Origin of the sequence: Spiroplasma endosymbiont of Monopis laevigella (assembly GCF_964019975.1) — a bacterium.
Taxonomy (GTDB): domain Bacteria; phylum Bacillota_I; class Bacilli_A; order Mycoplasmatales; family VBWQ01; genus Spiroplasma_E; species Spiroplasma_E ixodetis_A.
Genome location: NZ_OZ026473.1, coordinates 1,078,336 through 1,102,090 on the forward strand (window position 1 = coordinate 1,078,336; position 23,755 = coordinate 1,102,090).

The window sequence follows — 23,755 nt, forward strand, 5'->3', positions numbered from 1 at the left end:
TAGATATTAAATTGAGTTTTTAAACTAATGGATGGGTTACACTTTATTGGACACTAATTACATAGACAAGTGAACAAATTAGTTAAAAGAAAGGAATTATAATTATGGTCACTATTAACTCATATTCAGATGAATTTAAAAAACAAATAGTAGCTTTATATCAAAGTGGCAAATCAGTATCTTGCCTTGTTAAAGAATACAATGTTACAAGAGCAGCTACTTACAATTGAATTAAGCAATTTACTAATTCAAGTAGTTTTAAAACTAAAGATAATCTTTCAGATTTAGAAAAACAATTAATTCAAGCAAATAAAGAATTAAAACAGTTACGAATGGAAATTGATATTTTAAAGCAAGCAGCACTAATAATAGGCAGAAAGTAGAGATTATTGCAAATAATAAATCTAAATATAAAATTCGCACAATGTGTCATTTTTTAAAACTCTCTAAATCAACATATTATTTTAATTTAAAGAAAAAAAATAAAATTCAAAATAATATTTATGAACAAGCTGTTATTAGTGCTTTTAAAGAAAATAAAGAAGTTTATGGTACTAGAAGATTAAAAGTCATACTAGCAAACCAAGAAATTTATTTATCACGCAGAAAAATTAAAGAAATTATGAATAAGCATAATTTAATATCAAAATACACTAAATTATCATTCAAAAATTATCATAATAAAGTCAATGATAGTCAAATAACCAATCTTGTTAATAGCAACTTTAATAATAGAATTAAAAATGAAGTTATTGTTAGTGATTTAACTTATGTTCAAGTTAATGGTAAATGAAACTATATTTGCCTATTAATCGACCTATTTAACCGCGAAATTATTGGACATAGTGTTGGAGTTAAAAAAGATGCATCATTAGTATATCAAGCATTTATGCAATCAAATCACTGTTTAAAAGATATTGAAATATTTCATACTGATCGCGGTAATGAATTCAATAATAAAACTATTGATAAACTTTTATTAGCTTTCAACATAACTCGATCTTTAAGCAAAAAAGGATGTCCTTATGACAATGCTGTTGCTGAAGCAACTTTTAAAACTTTCAAAATTGAATTTATTAATGATAAAAATTTTACATCATTAATCCAATTAAAATTAGAATTATTTGATTACATCAATTGATATAACAACATAAGAATTCACAGTACTCTAAACTACCTAACTCCAATTAGTTATCAAAAACAAATGTCTACCAAAAAATAGTCCTAAAAAGGGTTGCCATTCCACTACCTAACTCCAGTTAGTTATCAAAAACAAATGTCTACCAAAAAATAGTCCTAAAAAGGGTTGCCATTCCACTAAATTAAAGACTCATATCAATAAATTAAAATACAAAACCCTTACATGAAAATTACTCATATAAGGGCATAAAGCCAAATTTACAATTTTAAATTAATTAAACTGATGTTTTGTCCTAAAGTTTTAGGACAAATATAATAATAACAAATTTAAACCAAATTACAATAGAATCTCATACTGTATATAATATATTTTGATTAATCATTATTATAAATTATTATTAATGCTTTAATTAATTTTATAATATAAATATTATTTATTTTATTATAATTATTTTATTTTAAAAAACAAAAAAATAAATAAAAGTAATACTTAAGTACTACTTTTATAATATAATTTCTCTAATTAAGTTAAAAAAATAATATTTTAAACTATAAATTAAAATTCATGCAAATTTAACTTTAAACTAGTAGTAAAATAACCTCTTACAAACTGAGTATCTTTTTCATTATTTGCTGTAACTGTTTCAACACTAACAAATTTAAAAATAAATGCTTTTTGATTTCAATCATAATCGTAACTAACTGTTTGTTGAACTTTATTCATATTTCCTTCATGTGAAATACTATTATCAATAAACTTTGTATCACTAGATACAATAACTGAATTCTTACTTTGATCATTATAATAATCTTTTCCATTTATATGAAAATCGACATGACTTTTTATATCAGTTAATTCTATATATTTTAATTTTGAAGGATCACTAAAAAGAACAATAACATTTTTTTCAAAAGTTTTAGTTGTAGTTTCTCCATTATCAGCAAAAATAGGGTATTCAACAATATCAATTTGTTGTATTACATCATGTAAATTATCAACATTTATTAAATTGGAATTTTTTACATATGAATTTAATATCGAAGAAGTTGAAAATATTGATGCTGCTGATAATGCTGCTGTTGTTAACATTGATAAATATTTTTTCATAAATAACACCTCTTTTTTAATAACTTCTTAAAATCTTAAGAAGTTGGATACATCATAAACCTTTCTTTTAAAAAAACAATAAAAAACATTTATAATAAATGTTTTTTAATAATTTTTACGATTAAAATAAAAAATGAAATTCATTATTAGCGATTTTTTTGATAATTATATACTAATTTAAGTACTGTTTTTAAAGGTAATATTCTAATAATAGTTCTTGTAATTTTATTAGAAATTCCTGTAATAATAAAACTTTTTCTTTTTGTTTTTAAGGCTGTTTGTAAAGACTTTTTAGCATAAATTTCAGTATCTAAAACTGGTAATAATGAACTATAATGTTCTTTATTTCCTTTACCATTACTACTACGATTTCAAAATTCAGTTTTTAATGGACCTGGACAAATTGTAATTAATCTTACTTTACTTTTTGCTCTTTTTAATTCATAATTAACTGCAACACCTAAACTTCAAACATATGATTTAGAAGCATAATAACTAGCAAAAACAGGCCCTGGACTAAAAGCTGCCATACTTCCAATATTAATAACACGACCATAATTATTTTTACTAAAACGTTGAACAAATAACTTTGTTAAAATATGTAAACAAGAAATATTTAAATTAATCATATTTAATTCTTGTTCTAACATGCTATCTGCAAATGTTCCTCAAACACCATAACCAGCATTATTAATAACTACTGTTACATTTAATTCTTTTGATAACTCAAATAATTTATAAATATTTTTTAAATCAGATAAATCTAAATCATAATTTTTAACTTGTAAGTGTGGATACTTATCTGCTAATTCTAATATTTTTTTACTATCACGTGATACCCCTAATACGTGATAACCTTGTGCTAATAATGCTTGACAGTAATAATATCCCAATCCTTTAGACGCTCCTGTAACTACTGCTCACTGATTCAAAACAATTACTTTATTTATCATTTATATTAATACTCCTTTTATTTTTAGATATTAAACATTTTTTTACTATTTGAACTAATATAATTATAAGCACTAAAAATACTTAATACTGTAGCAACGTACATTGGTATCATTACTAATTGATTAATTAAACCATATTGATCATTATTACTATGACCATTAACACCACCATCAAAAAATCGTCAATTAATAAAAAATAAAATTGTAATTCCTAACATTTGTACTGCTGCCTTTATTCTACCATATTTATCAGCAGCCATTACTGTGCCTTTAGTAGCCAAAATTTGACGAACTACATCAATAATAAAATCACGTAATACCAAAATAACTACCATTCAAACCGGAATTATAGTACCACATGCCATTACAATTAAAACACCATTAGTTAAAATTTTATCTGCAATTGAATCAAAAAATTTACCAAAAGTTGTTACCTGATTAAATTTTCTTGCTCATCATCCATCAATAAAATCACTAATGGCAGCAATAATAAATAAAATTGCTGCTATTAACCAACTAATTGGTAAACTATAATTATTAATATTAATACTTGTTATTCAAAGATGATAAAAATTATCATTATCTATTGGACCGATAATCATTAAACTAACAATAATTGGAACTAATATTAATCTTATTAAAGAAATAATATTGGGAACATTCATATTTAAAATCCTTTCATATAAGTTTATTTATAATATTTAACATTATTATGTACTTACCTTTTTTAGCATAATTTATAAAAAGTAAAACTTATATTTTTGATCTATTCATGAAATAAGTATATCGTTATTTTCTATATCTATCAATAATATACATTTATATATTAAAATAAATATTCTTTTATATACAATTTCTTAACTATTGTTTGTTTTTTATTTTTCTGATTTTTCTCTTTCGGCAGCAGCTTGTGGATTTTTTCTTTTCTCAATATAATAGAATAAGCCAATATAACTTAAATAATAATCTTTATTAAAATCAATTAAACGTGAAGCATTTGTAACAGTTGCTTGTCCTGCCGGTTTACTTCCTCATTCATAAAACGGAATTAAACGTGTTTTTGCTGGATTATGTTTTGCTAAAAAAATAACAGCAGTATCAAAATCTAATTTCATTAACTCACTACCTGTAATTAATTTTTTACCTTGTAATGATGAATTAATATTATCAGCTTTTTTATCTTTATTACCAGAATGGCTATAATTAATAATTGTTTTTTCACCGAACATATCTGAATATTTATTAGCAGTTTGTAAATCCATAGTTTGCAAAAAAGTATGCAAAATACAGTTATTAAAAATAGTTTCTGCTGTTTCTTTACCATATTTTTGTGTTAATTGTTGTAAATCTTGCATAATCATCATGAAAAAAATATTACGACTTCGTGCAACAGTAATCATTTGTGCCATACTAGCAATCGTTGGTATATTACCAAACTCATCAAATAAAAAGTATAAAGGACGTGGTAATTTAATATCAGGCAAAGTACTTGCATAACGAATTGTATTTTTATATAACTGTGCAATAAACATTGATACAAAAGCATTACGTTCATTACTTTCATCAGGTACAACTAAGAAAACAGCACTTGGTTTTTTTACAATTTCATCTAAATTTATATCATTACTACAACTAATATTTCGTGTCACTGGATCAGTAAATAAACGTAATCCATTAGCAACCATTTGACTAATTGATCCCGCAGTTTCTTCAGCACCTTCTAAAGCACCTAAACCAATTTGACGAGCTAAACTATGAGTTGGCATTTTTTTTAGAATTTCAACATATCGTTGACGATTAGTAGCAACAATAGCAGCATTTGACATACTAAAGTATTTTAACGGAACATCAGGTTGATCTTCAAGTTGTTCTAGCATAAATAACATAATTGATTTAACAACTTGCATCGCTGATTGATTTCAAAATTTTTGTTTTGGATCTGATTCAGGAAATAAGGCTTCAACAATATCATTAATTCATGATAATGCCATTGATTCATAAGTAATTGATTCATTTAAAGGATTATTTTCTTTTTTTAAACGCATTGATTCTACATAAAAATCATATACTTTAACAAAAGGATTTCATGAATTAGATACTGATGTATCACGTAAATTAATAACATAAACATCGTAACCATTATCTTTTAATATTTTAGAATGATTTTGAAATAATTCTCCTTTTGGGTCAGTAATAACCATTGATGGTTTAATTTTTGATTGGGCATTTAAATATATAGTTGGAATAACTAATTTTTGAGTTTTACCACTTCCTGTTCCCCCAATTACAATATTATGAGCATCAGACTTAATATTAAATTGGACACCACCAATTTTAGTCTTTGTTGTTTGAACAACAATACCGTAATCATTTTCAACAGTTTTTGATAAAGGAAAGGTATTAGCAATTTCAGTGGGTGTTAATCAAGCAGCAGATCCATACACTTTATTTTTTGAATCACGTAAAAAGCGACTTTTATTATGAGTTTCACGATAAATTTTATATTTATGAATCATAAAGTAAGATAATAAAACTGAAAATTCAATAAGAAATAGAATTAAAAATATTAATCAATAATTAATAACATCCTGTATTAAAAATTTAAGTGTAAATGGTTGTTGATTATCCCCACTATGAGAAAACATGTTACGAACAAAGACTAAAGCATAAACTAATAAAGTATTTATTAATACTAAAAAGGGTATAACAATTATAATTACTGCTGGTAGTACTCATTTTTTTTGACGAATAAATTTCATTTTTATGTTCCTTTATTTTTTATATATTTTATAATAATTTATATTTTACCCATATTGGGAAATAACACCAGCAATACCTGATATTATTAATAATAAAATACCAATAGTTACATTACGTCTTCAACGATAACTTTTTTTCTTTTTAAATTCATTTTTTGTTTTTTTAAATTTCATGATTATTTCTCCAAGATTTTAATATTTTACTTTTTTATTCATCAGAATCTCCTCTTCTTGCATTCTTTCTAATATTATTTAAATTTACAACAGGTTCCTTAAAAGCAGCATTAGCCATATTTTTTAATCCAACGAAAGGACTTTTTAAATTATTTTTTGTATCTTGTCATTTAGTACCATGATCATTAGAATTTTGAAATTTACCAATTCCTTTAGCAACTCCTTTAGTACCTTTACCTAAATAACCCGCGATACCATTTTTTAATAGTCCATTTGCTTTCTTTTCGCTACCATCAGGATTTCTTCCATCTTTAGCACCACCAAATGCAATTTGTTTTCCAAGTTTTAATGCACCAGCACCACCGGCTGCAAGGCTAGCAAAAGTCCGAGCTTTACCCATAATATTTCCAGCAATAGCTGCTCCATTAGAATCAATAGCACTTTGTACACCTAAGTTTTGTGTTACTAAGTGATTAATAATTTTTTGAGTTCTTAAACAACTAATAGCACCGGCTGTACAAAATAATGTATATAAAACTTGTTTTTCAAGTCAACTAAAATTAGTATTATTAGTAATATCTACTATTGCTTTTGGTAATATTTCAAGGAATATATAAATAGGTAACATCGTTCCTGGACCAATAATAAACTTACCTATTACCATTTCTTTTCAAACACCCAATCTTTTTCCTTGATCAACAGGCATCATAGAAGCAACAATTGGTGATATTGAAAATAAAAGTAATAAATCAATAATTCTTTCAACCAATGTCATTGATGCAACAAATAATACATATAAAGTAAATCACACCGCAATAATTTCAAGAATAAAGTTTCAATGTTTTAATTGAGAAATAGATGGCATTGAATAAACACCAAGATCATGCTGAGCAGCATTAGCATCGGGTGCACCAATACCTCATAATAAATCAGCTAAACTAGCATTTTTTCCTAAAGCTGTAATTTGTAAAACTGCCAATAATCCTGTTATTAAATAATTTATAGTACTCATAAAAAATGGAATGAAAACAATTACTAAAAAAGCTAAAAATGTATTTTTTATAGCCTTACCTAATTTTTCTCTAATTGTATGTGTTTCAGTAAATTGGATAATAATTAATTGCATAATAAACATAATAAGTATTACGCCAATTGAAACAATTGCTAATGCTGAAAAAAATACTGGTAAATTTTTACTATTAAGTGGGTCTTTAGTAAAATCTCCAAAAACTAAATTAGTTATCGCATCAGTTGTTAAATAATCAAATATGCCGCCATGACCATGATTAGGTGATCTCAATAAAATGTCAATTAAATATAATGGTCCTTGAATGAAAATAAGTCAAGGTATAAATAATAAAGCTCCTAGTATAATATCTGTTAGTCAATCCATATTTTCATCTCTTTTCTCTTCATAACTTAATATCAAGTTAATATATAACTTTCTTTAGTTAGTAGGAAGAATATTTGGATTACCACCAAAGGCTTGCACAAGAGCAATTATTATTGCTGATGCAGTAATACCAATAATTGGTGCAATTAATGTATACATAAACGCTTTTTTAATCTCACTTCTACGTTGTGGATCATCACCAGCAGCCGCTAAATCTTTTGCCAATATAATTATTTTAAAAGCACTAAATGCAATTAAAGCAGCAATTAGCAATCCTGAAAGTGCCGAAACATAAGGTTTTGCTACATCAATGATTTTATTTATATCAGGTCCATCTGATAGATAATTAAAAATCATAAGTTTTTTCTCCTTAAATAATAAAAAAATAAAATTATTTACTAATCAAAATTGTTTATAAAGCATGAATTTATCTAATAATATAATAAGCCCTATTTTACTCCTTAAAGAGATAAATTAGGACTTACAGTCAAATTCATATGTTATAAATAATGTTGATACACATTAATTATAGTTGGTTTTAAAATAAAGTAAATAAAAATTTTCAATTTTATCAACTTATTTTTTATTATTTTATAAAATTTATTATTTAAATAAAATCATATTAATAAAACTTATAAGTTTTATTAATATGAAAGTATCTTTATTTAATTTAAAAATAAATTAACAATTATTGATGAAATCGATAATGTATAAAAAATATACTAATTTTCAATTTCTTTATTTTTTATATTTTTAATTGCTTGTTTTTCAGCATCACTAACATTAATATTTAAACACATACGATATAAACTAGAAATAGCAAAAAGACATTCACCAACTTTAGCACGAGCAATAAAATCAGTTTCATTAGCAGAAATGCCACCATATGAAGAATACAATTCATTTAATGCTGTTAAATCATGAGGTTGTAAGTTTAATACTTTTAAATATTGACTTGAGTTAATAATAGCAGTAGTATATTTTTTAATTTCTTCAGAACCAAGAAAATCGTTAATATTTTGTGTAATAATATTTATCATACCTGTATATTTACGAATTCTCTTAACAATTTGATACATAAATAATAATGCTGCTGGAAATTCTTTATCAATAAGTAAATGGGCTTCATCAATAGTAATTGAAATTCATTGTTGTTTATTATTAATTTCATTATCATTTTTATTCTTTCGTACTTCATTTTCAATATATTTCAAAATTAAAAACATTTGAGCGTTAACTAAACGTTTATTCCCTGATTGCGTTAAAGTATATAAATCATAAACTTGTAATAAACTACTGCTATTAATATTAGTATGAGCATTTCATAAATTAGCATCAGTACCACCAGTTGCAAATCTTGATAATATAATTAGTAAATTTTTTAATTCATTTTTACTTCTAATCTCTTCTTCTTTAACCATATCAGATTCAATAATATCATATAAATCTTGAAAAATTGGAAATTGATTTGGTTTTAATAAATGAATTTTTGTTCGAGAAGTAATACCAAATTTTTCATACATTAAATTTACATAAATCATTAATAAACTTGATTCATTTCTCGTTAATCCACCAGTAGCAACGTTTAAAAATTGTTCTAAGAATTGCATATGTGGTGCTAAAATATCACGAGTATTATTATCATTAGTATTATCATCACTCAGTGCCAATGTAATTTGAAATGGATTAATATTGCCAGAAGAACCATCACCAACATCAATTCAACTTCCATCATGATAATTACATAAATCGCGATATTCACGTTCAGGATCAATAACAATTACTTTATGACCAAGCATAATTTGATAATTTACTTCTTTTTTAGAAGTATAAGATTTTCCTGAACCACTAGTACCAATAATTAGTTGATTATGATTTTTACGAGTACTACTTTTAGTTCTTTGATCAAAAAATACTTTATTACCACTTTCATTAAATCCAAGAAATAATCCTTGTTTATCATTTAATTCTTGATTTAAAAAAGGAAAACTAGCACCTATTGTTAAACATGGCATTTCGTGACCTGTTTCTTTAAATCAATCAGCACTATCTGGCATTACTGATAAAAAAGCTTCTAATTGACAATAATATAATTTATCAAACTTCATATTATTATTTTTTATTTCGTATTCGGCAGTACTAATATTTTGTTTAAGTTGCTTACGATCAGCACCATTAATTAACAAATACATATTAGTATTAAATATTTTTTCACCACCACCAGCAATTTGATCTAATAATTCATTTAATGATTGATAATGATAATCATAATCTCTTCGTTCTGATAATGATTTTGTCATAAAATTTAAAGTTGCTAAATTTTGCATAGCTTTATTCAATTGTTTTTTAGCACTTTCTTCACTGATACTATTAAAAGTAAAGATTAAACTAGTATTAGGAATATTTACTAAATTTGCTAATCAGACTGCTGAAACTTCAAATGGATAATCATATATGTTATAAACAGTTTGAAAACAATTAGCAAATTCTAAATTATTCTTATGAACTAATAATTCTTTAATCGCCAAATCATTAGTTAAATCTTTACTTTTAACAGTTTCTTCTTTTTTTGTAGTAAACATTTCTTCTAAGGAAGCATTTTCATTAGAATTTATTAATTTACTATAAACAACCATCATTTCAAAACAATTAATATCACTAGCTTTAACACCACTACGACTGATATAATTTTTAAAAGCATTTACTTCTTCTTTTAATTTTTCTTGATTTGATGAATAAAAAAATAAGTAAAAAAATGGTTGCGTCATTTCATTTTGATTTTGAATTTCATTATTAGCATTAATTGCTGATATCATTTGAAATTTTTTTGCTAATTTTGCTTTTTCACTAATATTTTCTAAATCAATTTTTTCGAGTTGTTCTTTATAAAAATTAGTTTGTACAGTTATATCTAAAGGCATATCAATCTTTATTAAAGACATAGAAATATTAATAATTTTAAAAGCTGCAGCTAAATCTTTAATTTTATTTGAGGCTTCTTCATTAGATAATAATGTAATATTAAAACCCTCCAATAATAAAGCTCTAGTATAATTTGTATTTTTCACATTTAATTGCATCACATTCTTACTAATAATTTTTTTAAATGGTACTAATATTTGTGAATTTTTTTCAGATTTATAATAACGATTTTTACTATGAAATTTAAATCATAATAAAATAATTTCTCATCCTTTTTTTCTTGGCTGTCAATAAAAAGTAAGCGGAATAGTAGCACAAAAAACTAAAATAACAGCTAATATTTTAAAAATAATATCAATTTGCAACAATAAAATAATAATTGAAGCAAATCCAACTACCATTAAAATAATTAATAAATCAATTAAACCAACACTTCTCCAAATTTGTAATTTTACAAATTTAATAGTTTTAGGAATTAAAAATTTCATTTATCTTTTCTTTTGAAATTTCATTAGAATTTAGCGCTGAATTTGGTTTACTGTTTATTTTCTCTATCTTTATACTATTAACACGCTTCTTAAAGCCACAACGACTGCAATTAACTTGAATATTTATTCCTTCTAAGTAATCAGCTATCAAAATTACTCTACCACATCGATAGCAAGCAAAAGAATTTTGTGGCTTTTGAGCTAATCGAACAGATGTATACGTATCTTTCATAATCATTGTCTCCTAACTGAATTTAATTTGTTTACTAAACACAATTCAAAGTTATCTTGTTCCCTAAATATTATTAAGCAACTGAAAAAGAAAAAATAAATTTTTGTTATATTTTTAATTTAAAATAACCCACTATTTAAACACTATTTTCTTTTTAAAATCTAGTTTTACTTTAAAAAATAAATTAAATTTTTAAAAACAAAGAAGAAAATTTAAAAAAATTTTAATAAAATAATATCTATAAAAACTCAAGAAATCAAAGTTTTATACATTTCTTGAGTTAAATAAATTTTAACAAATTAACAAAAAATAACAAATTTTTTTTATTTTTCTAACTTTTTATTAACTTATCTAATCCTGAAATATTTGGCATTTCTCCTTTTTTAATCTGACCAGCAATTTGATCCATAACTTTTTTAGTTTTTTCAAATTGGTTTAAAACTTTATTTAATTCTTTTTCTGAACGACCTGAGCCTTTTAATACTCTTGCTTTTCTAGTTGGATAACGTAAAATTTGTGGCTTTTCACGTTCTTGAGCAGTTGTTGAAGCAATAATATATTCTGCTATTTTTAAATCAGTTTCAACATCACTAATTTTAGCATCACTAATTTTAGCAGACATACCAGGAATCATTTTTACAAGTGATCCCAATTTACCCATTTTTTGAATTTGCTTCATTTGATTAACAAGGTCATTCAAATCAAATTGACCTAACATCATTCTATTCATAGTTTCTTCAACATCACGAGCTGAAACTATACTTTCGGCCTTCTCCATTAATGTAGTAAGATCACCCATTCCTAAAATACGTTCTGCCATTCTTTCTGGATAAAAAACCTCTAAATCAGTTACCTTTTCACCCATTCCTAAGAACTTAACAGGAATCTTTGTTAAATAAGAAATTGAAAGAGCTGAACCACCCTTAGCAGTACCATCTAATTTAGTGATTATGCTTCCAGTAATAGGAATAGTATTATTAAACTCAATAGCAACATTAATTATATCTTGTCCTGCCATACCATCACAAACAAGTAAAACTTCTTTTGGTGAAGTAATTTTTCTTATTTCTGCTAGTTCTTGCATTAATTTTTCATCAATGTGTAATCTTCCAGCTGTATCAATTAATATTACATCAAACTTATTTTTATTAGCATATATTTGAGCATTTTTAACAATATTAGTAGGGGTTTCATTTTTTTGGGAAAAAACTTCAATATTCAATTGTTTTCCTAAAACTTTTAATTGTTCAACAGCAGCTGGACGATAAATATCTCCTGCAACTAGTAAACATTTTTTTTGATATTTATCTGTTAACAACTTTGCTAGTTTAGATATTGTTGTTGTTTTACCAGAACCTTGTAAACCAACTATCATAATAACAGTAGGATTAGTAGATAAATCTAATTCAACATTCTTAGTACCCATAATCTTTGTTAATTCATCATGAATAATTTTAATTAACATTTCTTTTTGATCTAAGCCTTCTTTAATAAATTCACCTTTTGCTTTATTAATAATTTCATTAGTTAAAGTTTTAACCACCCTAAAATTAACATCAGCCTCTAACAAAATTAATCTGAATTCTTTAATTGTTGCTTCCATATTTTCCATGGTTAAAGTTTTTTTACTTAAATTTTTTTCTAATGTTTTTTGTACTTTTTTTGACATAATGTCAGCAAAACTCATATTTATATTCTCCTCTATTTTTAAGGCTATATTATTTTAACACTAAAATAATAATGAAAAAATAAATTAAGCATAAAAAATAAATATTTGAATTAACAAATTATATATTTTATAAAGTTAAAAGAGAACCTAAGGGTTCTCTAAAAAACAATTAATTAATTTTTTAATTAATTAATTCTGTTGCTCTTACTTCACGAATAACAGTAATATGAATATCGCCTGGTATTGTAATCATTTGTTCTAATTTTTGTTTTAAGTTTCTTGCTAATATATGAGCATCAAAATCATTAATAACTTTAGGATCAACAATAACTCTAATTTGTCTTCCGGCCTGAACAGCATATGCTTTTTCTACGCCTTTAACAGATTTACACAAATCTTCAATTTCTTTAATTCTAGTTATAAATTCTTCTAATGAATTATTTCTTGAACCAGGTCTAGCTGCTGATAATGTATCAGCAGCTGAAACTAAAGAAGAATAAACATTATCTTTTGCAACATCACCATGATGAGAATGAATAGCATTAATAATAATATCACTTTCACCATATTTTTTTGCTAAAATCACACCATTATAAACATGTGAACCTTCTAATTCATAATCAGCGGCTTTACCAATATCATGTAATAAACCAGCACGTTTTGCAATATTAACATCTAAACCCAATTCAGCTGCCATTGCTCCTGCAAGTTTGGCAACTTCAAAGGAATGCAATAAAACATTTTGACCATAACTTGTACGATATTTTAATCTTCCGATATAAGATACTAACTCTGGTTCAAAACCAGTTAATTTTAACTCATCAATAATTTTTTTACCATCAACTTTAAAACCTTCATTTAATTCCTGCTCATGAAATCTCAAGATTTCTTCAATTCTAATTGGATGAATTCTTCCATCTTTAACTAAATCTTCTAAAGCTCTAGTTGCAATTTCTCTTCTGATCGGATTAAATGAAGAAATTTGAATTGTTTCTGGCGTATCATCAATGATAATATCTACACCTGCTGTTAACTCAAAAGATTTAATATTTCTACCCTCTTTACCAATAATTCTGCCTTTCATTTCTTCATTAGGCAACTTAACGTATGATACTGACTTATCAACAATAAAATTACTTGCATAACGTTCTATTGCTTCACTAACAATATTATTGGCTAACTCTTTAGATTGAAGTTTAATATTATATTCATGATTTTTAATAATTTTATTAAATTCTAATGATAATTTTTCTTTTAATTTACTAAACAATTCATCTTTTGCTTCATTTCGACTCATACCAGAAATTTTTTCTAATTCCATAATAATTTGATCAATTTTTTGATGATATTCTAATTTAACATTTTTTACAATTTCACGTTGATGATAAAGATTTTGTGTTTGTGTTTCAATTATTTCTTCACGTTCACTTAATTTGCGTTCTCTTTTATTTAAAAGTTTCTCATATTCTAAATTTTGTTCTTTACGATATTCAATCTCTAAATACAAATCTTTTTTCATTTTACTTATTTCAATTTTTGCATCGGCTCTTGAGGATTGAATTAATTTTTGAGATTCTTTTTTTCTCTTTAAAATATTAGTAAAACTTTGTTGTTCTTTAATTTTTAAATACATTTTTCTAATTAGAAATCCAGCAATTATCCCTACTATCATTGCTAGAAAAATTGATATACCTACTCACATTCCAAACTGTTGACTACTTATATTTGATAATATAGCTAACATATTTTTTTCCATTTATATTTCTCTCCTTGCTGTAAAACACCTACAAGAAAAAGAATCATTACACTCAAAAACTTAAATAAAATTAAAATTTTATATTTTTCTTCTTTAATATCTACACACAAATAAGTAGGATAATAATCCTACATTAATTTTAGCATGTTTTAAATATTAATATTTAAAACATGATTCGTTCCTTAATTTGTTCTAAAAGAAAAGTATTTGCTTCTAAACTTTCTTTTGCTTTTATTTTTCCTTGTCCTAATTTTACATCTTCATAAGTGTATCAGCCACCAGATTTATTAATAACTTCTTTCTCAACAGCAATTGTAATGATTTCACTAATTTTTGAAAATCCTTCTTCAAAACAAAAATCAAGACTTGTTGTTTTAAATGGTGGTGCTACTTTATTTTTTACAACTTTTATTTTTATTTTATGACCAATTATTTGATTACTTTTGATTAATTGTTCACCTTTACGTACTTCTAGTCTAATTGTACTATAAAAACGTAATTCTTTTCCTCCGGGTGTTATTTCAGGATTACCATATATAATACCAACTTTTTCTCGAATTTGATTAATAAATAAAACAATACAATTAGTTTTTGCGATATTTCCACTAATTTTTCGTAATGCCTTAGACATTAATCGCGCTTGAGCACCAATTGTTTGATCATTCATATCACCATCAAGTTCAATTTGTGGAACTAATGCAGCTACTGAATCAACAACAATCATATCTAAAGCCTCTGATTTAACAAGAATATCTAGTATTTCTAATGCTTGTTCTCCTGAATCTGGTTGTGTAATTAATAAACGACTAATATCAACACCTAATTTTTGACTATATTGACGATCTAATGCATGTTCAGCATCTATAAATGCTATTCTACCATTTTGTTTTTGAACTTCTGCTAAAGCCATTAATGCTAATGTAGTTTTACCTGCAGATTCTGGTCCATAAACTTCAATAATACGACCTTTTGGAAAACCTTTAACACCTAAAATATCATCTAATAATATACTTCCTGAACTAATAACTTCAATATCGCCAATACCACTATCACTTAGTAACATAATAGCACCTTTGCCAAATTCTTTTTCAATTTGCTTAATGGCCTTTTCTAATAATTGCTCTTTTTCTTTAATTTTTATTTCCATAAAATCACCCTACAAAATATTAATAACTCTGTAAGATAATTCCTTTTTAAATTTTAAAAACTTAATAAAATTTTTTTTAAAATAACTACTGCTTTTGCTACTATAGTTGATCTAATTTCGTTTCTATTACCTGAAATATTTAACACTTCACATCAAACATTATCATTGATAACAATACCTACATATACTAAACCAACCGGTTTATTTTCTAGAGCATTAGGTCCTGCATTTCCAGTAAAACTAATAGCAATATTTGTTTTTAAAATTTTTTGTGTATTTAAAGCCATTTCTATAGCACATTGTTTACTTATTACACCATATTTTTCAATGGTTGTTTTTTTAATTTTAACAATATTGATTTTTGATTCATTAGTATACGTTATAAAACCACCACTAAAATATTTAGAAGCACCAGCAATACTAGTAATCTCTTGAGCAAAAAGTCCACCAGTAATACTTTCACAACAACTAATTCTAAAATTAAATTTATCTAATAAAACTAAAAGTTCAGTCATTTTCAAACCTTCAATCAAATAATTTACAATACAAAAAAAGAATAAAAAAATCATAAGCCACGTTCTGTTCTTGCTTCTTGCAAGTGCTAACCATTTATCTACTATTGTAAACAATAGTTCGGTTTATTATTCATTTCTAATAAACCAATGCCCCTACCTAAATTTGGGTTTCTCGCTTGTGGGGTTTATCTCGTTCCAGCTTTTAAGTTTCCTTAAAACTCGTCTCTATGACACTTTTATAGACTAGAACCTTATTTAATAAAAAACTTAGGTTTTTGTCAGCCGTCAGAATTACTGCTTAGAGTTATCGTTTTCTCTAACACAAACATTACTTTCATCACAGAAAGTGCGAGCGTGGACTTTCCTCTACATACTAATGCAGCGATTAGCTCATTTTTTATTCTTTTAGAAGAAAATTATAACATATTTATTCTTCATGTACAATACTTTCTAATTTGCTTAATCTCGTAATAATATCAACATTTTCTACACCTTTTTCTTCTAATTTTTGTTTTTCTTGTTTTAAAACTAAAATTTGTGTTTTTAAAATATCAATTTCTTTAAGTAACTTGTAATTATTATTTTCTAAAATTGCATTTTGCTTTTTTAGTTTATTTACAAATTCTTCTAGTATTTCATAATTAGTAGCTACTAAATCAAGAAATAAATCTACTTCTTTAGAATCATAGCCTTTATAATCAACAGTAAATTCTTTATCTATAATATCCTTTTTACAAATATTCATATTTATACCTCCTTTAATTAAAAGGAAAACTATTCCAAAGTTAGTAATATTCTATATGTAAGGGGGAATTAAAATAATGTTTTATGCTAACCGCGGAATGTTTCTTGAAACTATAATTAATTATACTATTGAAATTATAAATAATGAAAAACAAGCACTAATTTTTAAACAAAATCCACCAAGTTTATATCAAAACAATAAAATTTTTAAAGAAAAAAGTAATGTTGATTATCATGGAGTTTATCATGGTAAATATTTGTGTTTTGAAGCAAAAAGTACTAAGTCTTTAACATTACCATGAAATAATTTTAAAAAATATCAACTTGAATACTTAGAAAATGCTTTTTATCTTAATGCTATTAGTTTTGTTATTATTTATTTTTCACAACATAATGCCTTTTTCTTAGTTTTTTGAGAAAAATTAAAATTTTTAAAAGTTCAAAAAAAAGCACTGACATATAAAAAAATAGAACAAAATGGATATAAATTAGAAATTATATATCCATTTTATCTTGATTTTTTAAAATTTTTAATTTAAGAAACTAAAGTTTCTGTTTGTTGATTAGTATGTTTTTTAAATTCAGAACTAGCTTTAAATTTAGGTGCTTTAGAAGCACTAATTACAATAGATTCACCAGTTTGGGGATTACGACCTGTTCTTGCTTCACGAATAATAGTTTCAAATATTCCAAATTTTGGTATATTAATTTTACCACCATTTGCAACTTCAACTTTTATCTCTTCAAAAAATAAATCAATAATATTAGTCGCTAAGGCAATTGTGACGTCAGACTTTTGCGCCACTATCTTAATAATTTCTGTCTTTGTTTTAGAATTACTTTTTGCCATAAAAGATTTCCTCCTAATGTTTTAAGAATTATAATTATAATGTCTATTATAGATATTATTATAACTACGTTATCTTCAAACCAATTTAAAAATGTTACTGGTCTGTAATCAAATTATATAGTAACATTTTATAAAGTGAACCATAAAATGTATTTTTTTTCTAAAAAAATGATAAAATTACTTTAATAATATATAATATATAATATTTTTTTACACTTATAAAGGTTAAAAAATAAAAATAAAATTTAATTTTCAATACTGATAATAAAATATTAAATAAATATTTTATTAAAATTAAAATGAAAAAAATTATTAAAGTGAAAAATAATTAATTAAAAAAAAGAAAAGAAAATCATGTAAAATATATTTATAGTTGTTCAAGTTTTAATAATTAATGATGCTAATTTTATATTACTATTAATTATTTAATATCACCTAAATAACTTAAAAATAACGCTACATTTTACTAATATATTCAATGATGCAAAACATAATAATTTTAGAAAGAGTGATAAACTATGAAAAATATTATTCATACTCCTAATGCTCCTGCTGCCATTGGGCCATATAGTCAAGCAATAATTGCAGGTGACTTTTTATATATTTCTGGGCAATTACCAATTAATAGTAAAACAGGTGAATTTATTGGCACTGACATTTCTTCACAAACTAAACAAAGTTTATTAAATATTAAAGCAATTTGTGAAGCTGCTAATATTACTTTAAATAATATTGTAAAAGTTAATATTTTCTTAAAAGACTTAAATCAGTTTGTTGAAATGAATAAAGTTTATGGAGAAATATTTGGTGCACACGCTCCAGCAAGAGCAGCAGTTCAAGTTGCTAGAATTCCCAAAGATGCATTAATTGAAATTGAAGCAATTGCTTATTTAAAATAATTTTTCTAATTTTATTTTTTTATTGCATATATAAATTTTTAACTATAAAATTAAATCAAGATTTATTTAGAAAAAGTACTTTAAAATTTAAAAAGTTTTATTCATATAATAATGATATTAGTAAAATGAAATAATATCATTTTTAATGATACATTACTACACTTTCCAATTTAATATTCTTACTACAATTTCACACTTTTCTCAAAATTCTAAATATTTTATACTTAAAACAATAATAAAATACATTCTAAATAAATCTTAACTTTAAAAATAAATTATAAATTAACAAAAAATAATATTCAACATTACTTAAAGTATAAATAAAATAATAATTGAATTTAAAATATAAATTTAAAGATTACTAGTAAAAGTAACCTTTTTTATATTCAAATTGATAATTAAATTTTAATACATATAATATAGATTTTAATTATAATAAATATTTTTATATTAAAAAAATATTTATTGCATATGTAAACTTTTGAATATAAAATTAAATCAAGATTTATTTAGAAAAAGTACTTTAAAATTTAAAAAGTTTTATTCACATAATAATGATATTGTAAAATAAATTAATATCATTTTTAATGATACATTACTACACTTTCCAATTTAATATTCTTACTACAATTTCACACTTTTCTCAAAATTCTAAATATTTTATACTTAAAACAATAATAAAATACATTCTAAATAAATCTTAATCTATATAAAATATCAATAATAAACTAAAATTATATTAATTAATAAAAACTATAATAAGTATTGAATTTAAAATATGAATTTAAAGATTACTAGTAAAAAGGTAACCTTTTTTATTAAAAAAAACATTTACTATAAAATAACAAAAAGATATTATAGTATTTTCATATAAAAATTGAATATTAGATTATAACTACTTTTTTAAAACAAGATTGTTAACATTAATCTAAGATATTTATATACTTTAATAAAACTTGCTACCTTTATTTTATATAAAAGGTAGTTTTAAAATAGAAATTAAATGGAAATAACATAAAAATAAAATAAATTTATATCTATAAGGAGATAATTATGACAAAAATTAAAAAAAATAAAAATAATTACCACATTGCAACTAAATTAGTTCATTGTGGTAATTATAATGATAAATTTGGAGCGAGGCTTTTTAATAATCTGTGTATCTTTGTTTTACAAAGTTACTAATTTAGATTAATTCTGTCTTCAAATTTTATCATAAAATAAGCAATTGCTGTATTTAAATTTTGAATAGGCAATGTTCATTTTTTTGTTATATTTTCAATTGCCAAGTAAAATATTTTGAAAACTGCCATATCATTAGGAAAAACTTTTTTATTTCTGATGATTTTTCGTAATTGACTATTAACAGATTCAATAGCATTTGTAGTATAAATCACTCTTTTGATTTCTACTGGATAACTAATAAAAACCATTAAATTATCTCAATTTTTATATCAAGATTTAGTAATTTGAGGATATTGTTTATTTCATTTACTTTCAAACGATTCTAAAGCTTGCATTGCTTGTTCTTCACTACATGCACTATAAATTGGTTTTAAATCTGCAACTAGACCTTTTCGATGTTTGTATGAAACATATTTTAAACTATTTCTAATTTGATGAACAATGCATAATTGATGTTCTGTTTTAGGATAAACTGATTGTATTGCTTCTGACATGCCTGTTAAATTATCACTACAAGCAATAAGAATATCATTTAAGCCACGATTTTTCATTTCTGTGAAATTAGATAATCAAAACTTAGAACCTTCATTTTCACTAATTCATAATCCTAAAACATCTTTTTTGCCTTCTAAATCAACTCCTAATGCTATATAAACTGATTTGTTAATAATCCGTTTATCTTGTCGTACTTTAACTACTATACAATCAAAATAAACAATAGGATAAATACTTTCTAATGGTCGATTTTGTCATGCTTTAACATCATCAATAACATCATCAGTAATTTGACTAATAACACTTTCACTAATATCAGCACCATGATATAACTCTTGCAACTGCATTCTAATGTCAGATAATGTCATTCCTTTTGCATACAAGGAAAGAACTTGTTGATCAAAACCATCAAATCTTCTTTGCCTTTTAGGAACTATTACAGGAGTAAAATTACTATTGCGATCTCTTGGTACATCAATTTCAATTTTACCTTGTTGAGTTATTAATTTTTTTGAACTTGTACCATTACGAGCATTTTCAGTAGTACTATGTTGATTTTTTTCATATCCTAAATAATTTTGCATTTCAGAATTCAACATTTTTTCAACTAATCTTTTTGTTAATTCTTTATATAAACCGCCAGGTTTAAAAACTGTTGTTAAATCTTCAGTATTTTCTAGTAATAAATCTACTGCTTTTGATATTGGATCATTATTATTAAAGTTATCTTTTTTAGCCATCTGTAACTCACTCTTTCTAGTCATTTAATTATATTTACTAGAATTAATTAAACATAGTTATTTTTGTAAGTTACACAGATTACTAAACATTTCCTTTGGAGCCGCTCTACCTCCTATTTATCTATCAACAACTTTTGCTTTTGATAGTGCCGAACAAGGTGGTAGGATATTTAATTTACAAGAAGAAGGATATGTTTATACAAGAATTGGTAATCCAACAACAACTGTTTTAGAAAAACGAATGGCACATTTAGAAGGATCAGAAAAAGCAATTGCTTTCTCATCGGGTATGGGGGCCATTGCATCTACTTTTTGAACATTATTGAATGCTACTGACCATTTATTATCATCAAAAACAATTGGGAGATTGTCAAAAATCCGGAATAAATTAAATCTTATATAGTCTTATTATATTTTAGACAAGAAATAATTTGGATTTTTATGAAATTGTACATTCATCTTACTATTTTTTAAAAGATATTTCAACTAAAATACTTAATTTTAAAAATTACTAAAATAAATTTAATATTTATACACAACAAAAATTCTTACTAAAGTGCATTTAATAAGTTTTAATTTATTTTTAGTTTTTTTTAAAAAAAACTAAATTTTTAATTTATAATAATTGTATCTCTGTATTTATTTTATTACATTTAGAAATAACCATTTTAATATAAATTAAAATATTATATGTTCTATTACCAAGCATTTCTTTTAAAACATGTCAAATATTAGTTTCAGTATAACAACCAATATTTCACTTTGCACTTTGATTTTCAATACCTTGTTTATTATTTTTAAAATATTTTTTCTTTAATTTTTTATGATTATCTAATTCTTTATATTGGAATGGCAACCCTTTTTAGGACTATTTTTTGGTAGACATTTGTTTTTGATAACTAACTGGAGTTAGATAGTTTAGAGTACTGTGAATTCTTATGTTGTTATATCAATTGATGTAATCAAATAATTCTAATTTTAATTGGATTAATGATGTAAAATTTTTATCATTAATAAATTCAATTTTGAAAGTTTTAAAAGTTGCTTCAGCAACAGCATTGTCATAAGGACATCCTTTTTTGCTTAAAGATCGAGTTATGTTGAAAGCTAATAAAAGTTTATCAATAGTTTTATTATTGAATTCATTACCGCGATCAGTATGAAATATTTCAATATCTTTTAAACAGTGATTTGATTGCATAAATGCTTGATATACTAATGATGCATCTTTTTTAACTCCAACACTATGTCCAATAATTTCGCGGTTAAATAGGTCGATTAATAGGCAAATATAGTTTCATTTACCATTAACTTGAACATAAGTTAAATCACTAACAATAACTTCATTTTTAATTCTATTATTAAAGTTTCTATTAACAAGATTGGTTATTTGACTATCATTGACTTTATTATGATAATTTTTGAATGATAATTTAGTGTATTTTGATATTAAATTATGCTTATTCATAATTTCTTTAATTTTTCTGCGTGATAAATAAATTTCTTGGTTTGCTAGTATGACTTTTAATCTTCTAGTACCATAAACTTCTTTATTTTCTTTAAAAGCACTAATAACAGCTTGTTCATAAATATTATTTTGAATTTTATTTTTTTTCTTTAAATTAAAATAATATGTTGATTTAGAGAGTTTTAAAAAATGACACATTGTGCGAATTTTATATTTAGATTTATTATTTGCAATAATCTCTACTTTCTGCCTATTATTAGTGCTGCTTGCTTTAAAATATCAATTTCCATTCGTAACTGTTTTAATTCTTTATTTGCTTGAATTAATTGTTTTTCTAAATCTGAAAGATTATCTTTAGTTTTAAAACTACCTGAATTAGTAAATTGCTTAATTCAATTGTAAGTAGCTGCTCTTGTAACATTGTATTCTTTAACAAGGCAAGATACTGATTTGCCACTTTGATATAAAGCTACTATTTGTTTTTTAAATTCATCTGAATATGAGTTAATAGTGACCATAATTATAATTCCTTTCTTTTAACTAATTTGTTCACTTGTCTATGTAATTAGTGTCCAATAAAGTGTAACCCATCCAAAGTACTTTCATATTTTCAATATAATCAACAAGTTACATATAATTAATAGTATAGGTCTCACAAAATAAACGCTTTTAATTTAGGCGATATTTTGCATTTAAAAGGATACTTGTAAAAATAATCAAAAATAGTACAATTTATAAGTAAAATCAAGGAAAAAAGGAGTAATTAAAGATGAAAACATGAATAAAAACAAATTTAAGTAAAATAACATTAGCATTAGCACTAACTGGTGCTACAACCGGAACAATAGGATTAATCATGGGGGGTGCTTACCCACGAAAATAGTAAAGATTTATCATTTTATAATTATGACCGTATAAAAACTGTTGGTGGTAAAGGAGCAATTATATGGTCACAACCTATGAATAATCAACACAAAATATTTTTGTATTTTGATATTAAATCAAGACATCAAGGAGATATAAAATGAGATGGCAAATATCCCGATGGATATTTTAACAAATAATATTGATATTTATATATAAACATATATAATTTCAATAAGAACTAAATAAAGTTT

Annotated in this window: 23 protein-coding genes, 1 other RNA gene and 1 pseudogene; 6 read left to right on the plus strand and 19 right to left on the minus strand. The window is 24.2% G+C overall.

The window, feature by feature from the left end:
* Window positions 1-104 precede the first annotated feature (104 nt).
* Window positions 105-1,222, plus strand: a protein-coding gene (locus AACK94_RS05760) for an IS3 family transposase (protein WP_338975485.1) whose coding sequence is annotated in 2 segments (ribosomal slippage) — window positions 105-375 and window positions 375-1,222 — 1,119 coding nt in all. Because the reading frame shifts where the segments join, the coding sequence is not laid out codon by codon here.
* Window positions 1,223-1,696: 474 nt separating this feature from the next.
* On the opposite strand, the gene AACK94_RS05765 is transcribed toward AACK94_RS05760, so the two are convergent.
* The 15 genes from AACK94_RS05765 to AACK94_RS05835 all read right to left on the minus strand — a co-directional run bounded on the left by AACK94_RS05765 (window position 1,697) and on the right by AACK94_RS05835 (window position 17,001).
* Window positions 1,697-2,248 carry a hypothetical protein gene (locus AACK94_RS05765; RefSeq protein ID WP_338975486.1) on the minus strand — a complete coding sequence of 184 codons (552 nt, stop codon included), beginning with the start codon at window positions 2,246-2,248 and terminating at the stop codon, window positions 1,697-1,699.
* Window positions 2,249-2,394: 146 nt separating this feature from the next.
* Window positions 2,395-3,201: an SDR family NAD(P)-dependent oxidoreductase gene (locus AACK94_RS05770; protein WP_338975487.1), complete on the minus strand. Its 807-nt coding sequence runs from the start codon at window positions 3,199-3,201 to the stop codon at window positions 2,395-2,397.
* A gap of 23 nt (window positions 3,202-3,224) precedes the next feature.
* Window positions 3,225-3,866, minus strand: a complete 642-nt coding sequence (gene pgsA / locus AACK94_RS05775) for a CDP-diacylglycerol--glycerol-3-phosphate 3-phosphatidyltransferase (protein ID WP_338975488.1) — start codon at window positions 3,864-3,866, stop codon at window positions 3,225-3,227.
* Window positions 3,867-4,076: 210 nt separating this feature from the next.
* Complete coding sequence (locus AACK94_RS05780; RefSeq protein ID WP_281749401.1) at window positions 4,077-5,960, minus strand: VirD4-like conjugal transfer protein, CD1115 family; 1,884 nt, start codon at window positions 5,958-5,960, stop codon at window positions 4,077-4,079.
* A gap of 45 nt (window positions 5,961-6,005) precedes the next feature.
* Window positions 6,006-6,134 (minus strand): hypothetical protein, encoded by a 129-nt coding sequence (locus AACK94_RS05785; protein ID WP_255495888.1) that lies wholly within the window; start codon window positions 6,132-6,134, stop codon window positions 6,006-6,008.
* Window positions 6,135-6,168: 34 nt separating this feature from the next.
* A complete protein-coding gene (locus AACK94_RS05790) occupies window positions 6,169-7,527 on the minus strand; it encodes an Mbov_0396 family ICE element transmembrane protein (protein ID WP_338975490.1) in 1,359 nt (452 codons plus the stop codon).
* Between the two features lie 54 nt (window positions 7,528-7,581).
* The gene (locus AACK94_RS05795) at window positions 7,582-7,884 is read right to left on the minus strand and encodes a hypothetical protein (protein ID WP_338975491.1); all 303 of its coding nucleotides are present in this window, start codon (window positions 7,882-7,884) and stop codon (window positions 7,582-7,584) included.
* A 365-nt stretch (window positions 7,885-8,249) separates the two neighbouring features.
* A complete protein-coding gene (locus AACK94_RS05800) occupies window positions 8,250-10,937 on the minus strand; it encodes an Mbov_0397 family ICE element conjugal transfer ATPase (RefSeq protein ID WP_338975493.1) in 2,688 nt (895 codons plus the stop codon).
* Window positions 10,918-11,169, minus strand: a complete 252-nt coding sequence (locus AACK94_RS05805) for a hypothetical protein (RefSeq protein ID WP_174480064.1) — start codon at window positions 11,167-11,169, stop codon at window positions 10,918-10,920. The genes AACK94_RS05800 and AACK94_RS05805 overlap by 20 nt, the downstream gene beginning before the upstream one ends.
* A gap of 331 nt (window positions 11,170-11,500) precedes the next feature.
* Window positions 11,501-12,856 (minus strand): signal recognition particle protein, encoded by a 1,356-nt coding sequence (gene ffh / locus AACK94_RS05810; RefSeq protein ID WP_338975495.1) that lies wholly within the window; start codon window positions 12,854-12,856, stop codon window positions 11,501-11,503.
* A 163-nt stretch (window positions 12,857-13,019) separates the two neighbouring features.
* Window positions 13,020-14,594 (minus strand): ribonuclease Y, encoded by a 1,575-nt coding sequence (rny, locus tag AACK94_RS05815; RefSeq protein WP_338975496.1) that lies wholly within the window; start codon window positions 14,592-14,594, stop codon window positions 13,020-13,022.
* A gap of 163 nt (window positions 14,595-14,757) precedes the next feature.
* A complete protein-coding gene (recA, locus tag AACK94_RS05820; protein ID WP_338975497.1) occupies window positions 14,758-15,741 on the minus strand; it encodes a recombinase RecA in 984 nt (327 codons plus the stop codon).
* Window positions 15,742-15,794: 53 nt separating this feature from the next.
* Window positions 15,795-16,256 carry a CinA family protein gene (locus AACK94_RS05825; protein WP_338959371.1) on the minus strand — a complete coding sequence of 154 codons (462 nt, stop codon included), beginning with the start codon at window positions 16,254-16,256 and terminating at the stop codon, window positions 15,795-15,797.
* Between the two features lie 48 nt (window positions 16,257-16,304).
* Window positions 16,305-16,654, minus strand: an RNA gene (gene rnpB / locus AACK94_RS05830) — RNase P RNA component class B.
* A gap of 29 nt (window positions 16,655-16,683) precedes the next feature.
* Complete coding sequence (locus AACK94_RS05835) at window positions 16,684-17,001, minus strand: DivIVA domain-containing protein (protein WP_281749393.1); 318 nt, start codon at window positions 16,999-17,001, stop codon at window positions 16,684-16,686.
* A gap of 76 nt (window positions 17,002-17,077) precedes the next feature.
* Between AACK94_RS05835 and AACK94_RS05840 the strand changes: the two genes are divergently transcribed.
* Window positions 17,078-17,539 carry a Holliday junction resolvase RecU gene (locus tag AACK94_RS05840; protein ID WP_338975498.1) on the plus strand — a complete coding sequence of 154 codons (462 nt, stop codon included), beginning with the start codon at window positions 17,078-17,080 and terminating at the stop codon, window positions 17,537-17,539.
* Here the strand turns inward: AACK94_RS05840 and AACK94_RS05845 are convergent.
* The gene (locus AACK94_RS05845) at window positions 17,536-17,850 is read right to left on the minus strand and encodes an HU family DNA-binding protein (protein WP_281749389.1); all 315 of its coding nucleotides are present in this window, start codon (window positions 17,848-17,850) and stop codon (window positions 17,536-17,538) included. The two genes, AACK94_RS05840 and AACK94_RS05845, sit on opposite strands and share 4 nt — an antisense overlap.
* A gap of 518 nt (window positions 17,851-18,368) precedes the next feature.
* Here AACK94_RS05845 and AACK94_RS05850 point away from each other — a divergent pair.
* Both AACK94_RS05850 and AACK94_RS05855 read left to right on the plus strand, forming a co-directional pair.
* Window positions 18,369-18,749 (plus strand): RidA family protein, encoded by a 381-nt coding sequence (locus AACK94_RS05850; protein ID WP_338975499.1) that lies wholly within the window; start codon window positions 18,369-18,371, stop codon window positions 18,747-18,749.
* 1,053 nt (window positions 18,750-19,802) lie between these two features.
* A complete protein-coding gene (locus tag AACK94_RS05855) occupies window positions 19,803-19,934 on the plus strand; it encodes a hypothetical protein (RefSeq protein ID WP_338975500.1) in 132 nt (43 codons plus the stop codon).
* Here AACK94_RS05855 and AACK94_RS05860 read toward each other — a convergent pair.
* Window positions 19,931-21,169 carry an IS256 family transposase gene (locus tag AACK94_RS05860; protein WP_338976366.1) on the minus strand — a complete coding sequence of 413 codons (1,239 nt, stop codon included), beginning with the start codon at window positions 21,167-21,169 and terminating at the stop codon, window positions 19,931-19,933. The genes AACK94_RS05855 and AACK94_RS05860 overlap by 4 nt on opposite strands.
* Window positions 21,170-21,203: 34 nt before the next feature.
* On the opposite strand from AACK94_RS05860, the pseudogene AACK94_RS07470 reads away from it, so the two are divergent.
* Window positions 21,204-21,530, plus strand: a pseudogene (locus AACK94_RS07470) (PLP-dependent transferase); the annotation flags it as partial.
* Between the two features lie 255 nt (window positions 21,531-21,785).
* On the opposite strand, the gene AACK94_RS05865 reads toward AACK94_RS07470, so the two are convergent.
* Window positions 21,786-22,025: a hypothetical protein gene (locus AACK94_RS05865; protein WP_338975501.1), complete on the minus strand. Its 240-nt coding sequence runs from the start codon at window positions 22,023-22,025 to the stop codon at window positions 21,786-21,788.
* 12 nt (window positions 22,026-22,037) lie between these two features.
* Window positions 22,038-23,155, minus strand: a protein-coding gene (locus tag AACK94_RS05870; RefSeq protein ID WP_338975221.1) for an IS3 family transposase whose coding sequence is annotated in 2 segments (ribosomal slippage) — window positions 22,038-22,885 and window positions 22,885-23,155 — 1,119 coding nt in all. Because the reading frame shifts where the segments join, the coding sequence is not laid out codon by codon here.
* Between the two features lie 345 nt (window positions 23,156-23,500).
* On the opposite strand from AACK94_RS05870, the gene AACK94_RS05875 reads away from it, so the two are divergent.
* Window positions 23,501-23,701 (plus strand): hypothetical protein, encoded by a 201-nt coding sequence (locus AACK94_RS05875; RefSeq protein WP_338975502.1) that lies wholly within the window; start codon window positions 23,501-23,503, stop codon window positions 23,699-23,701.
* Window positions 23,702-23,755 lie beyond the last annotated feature (54 nt).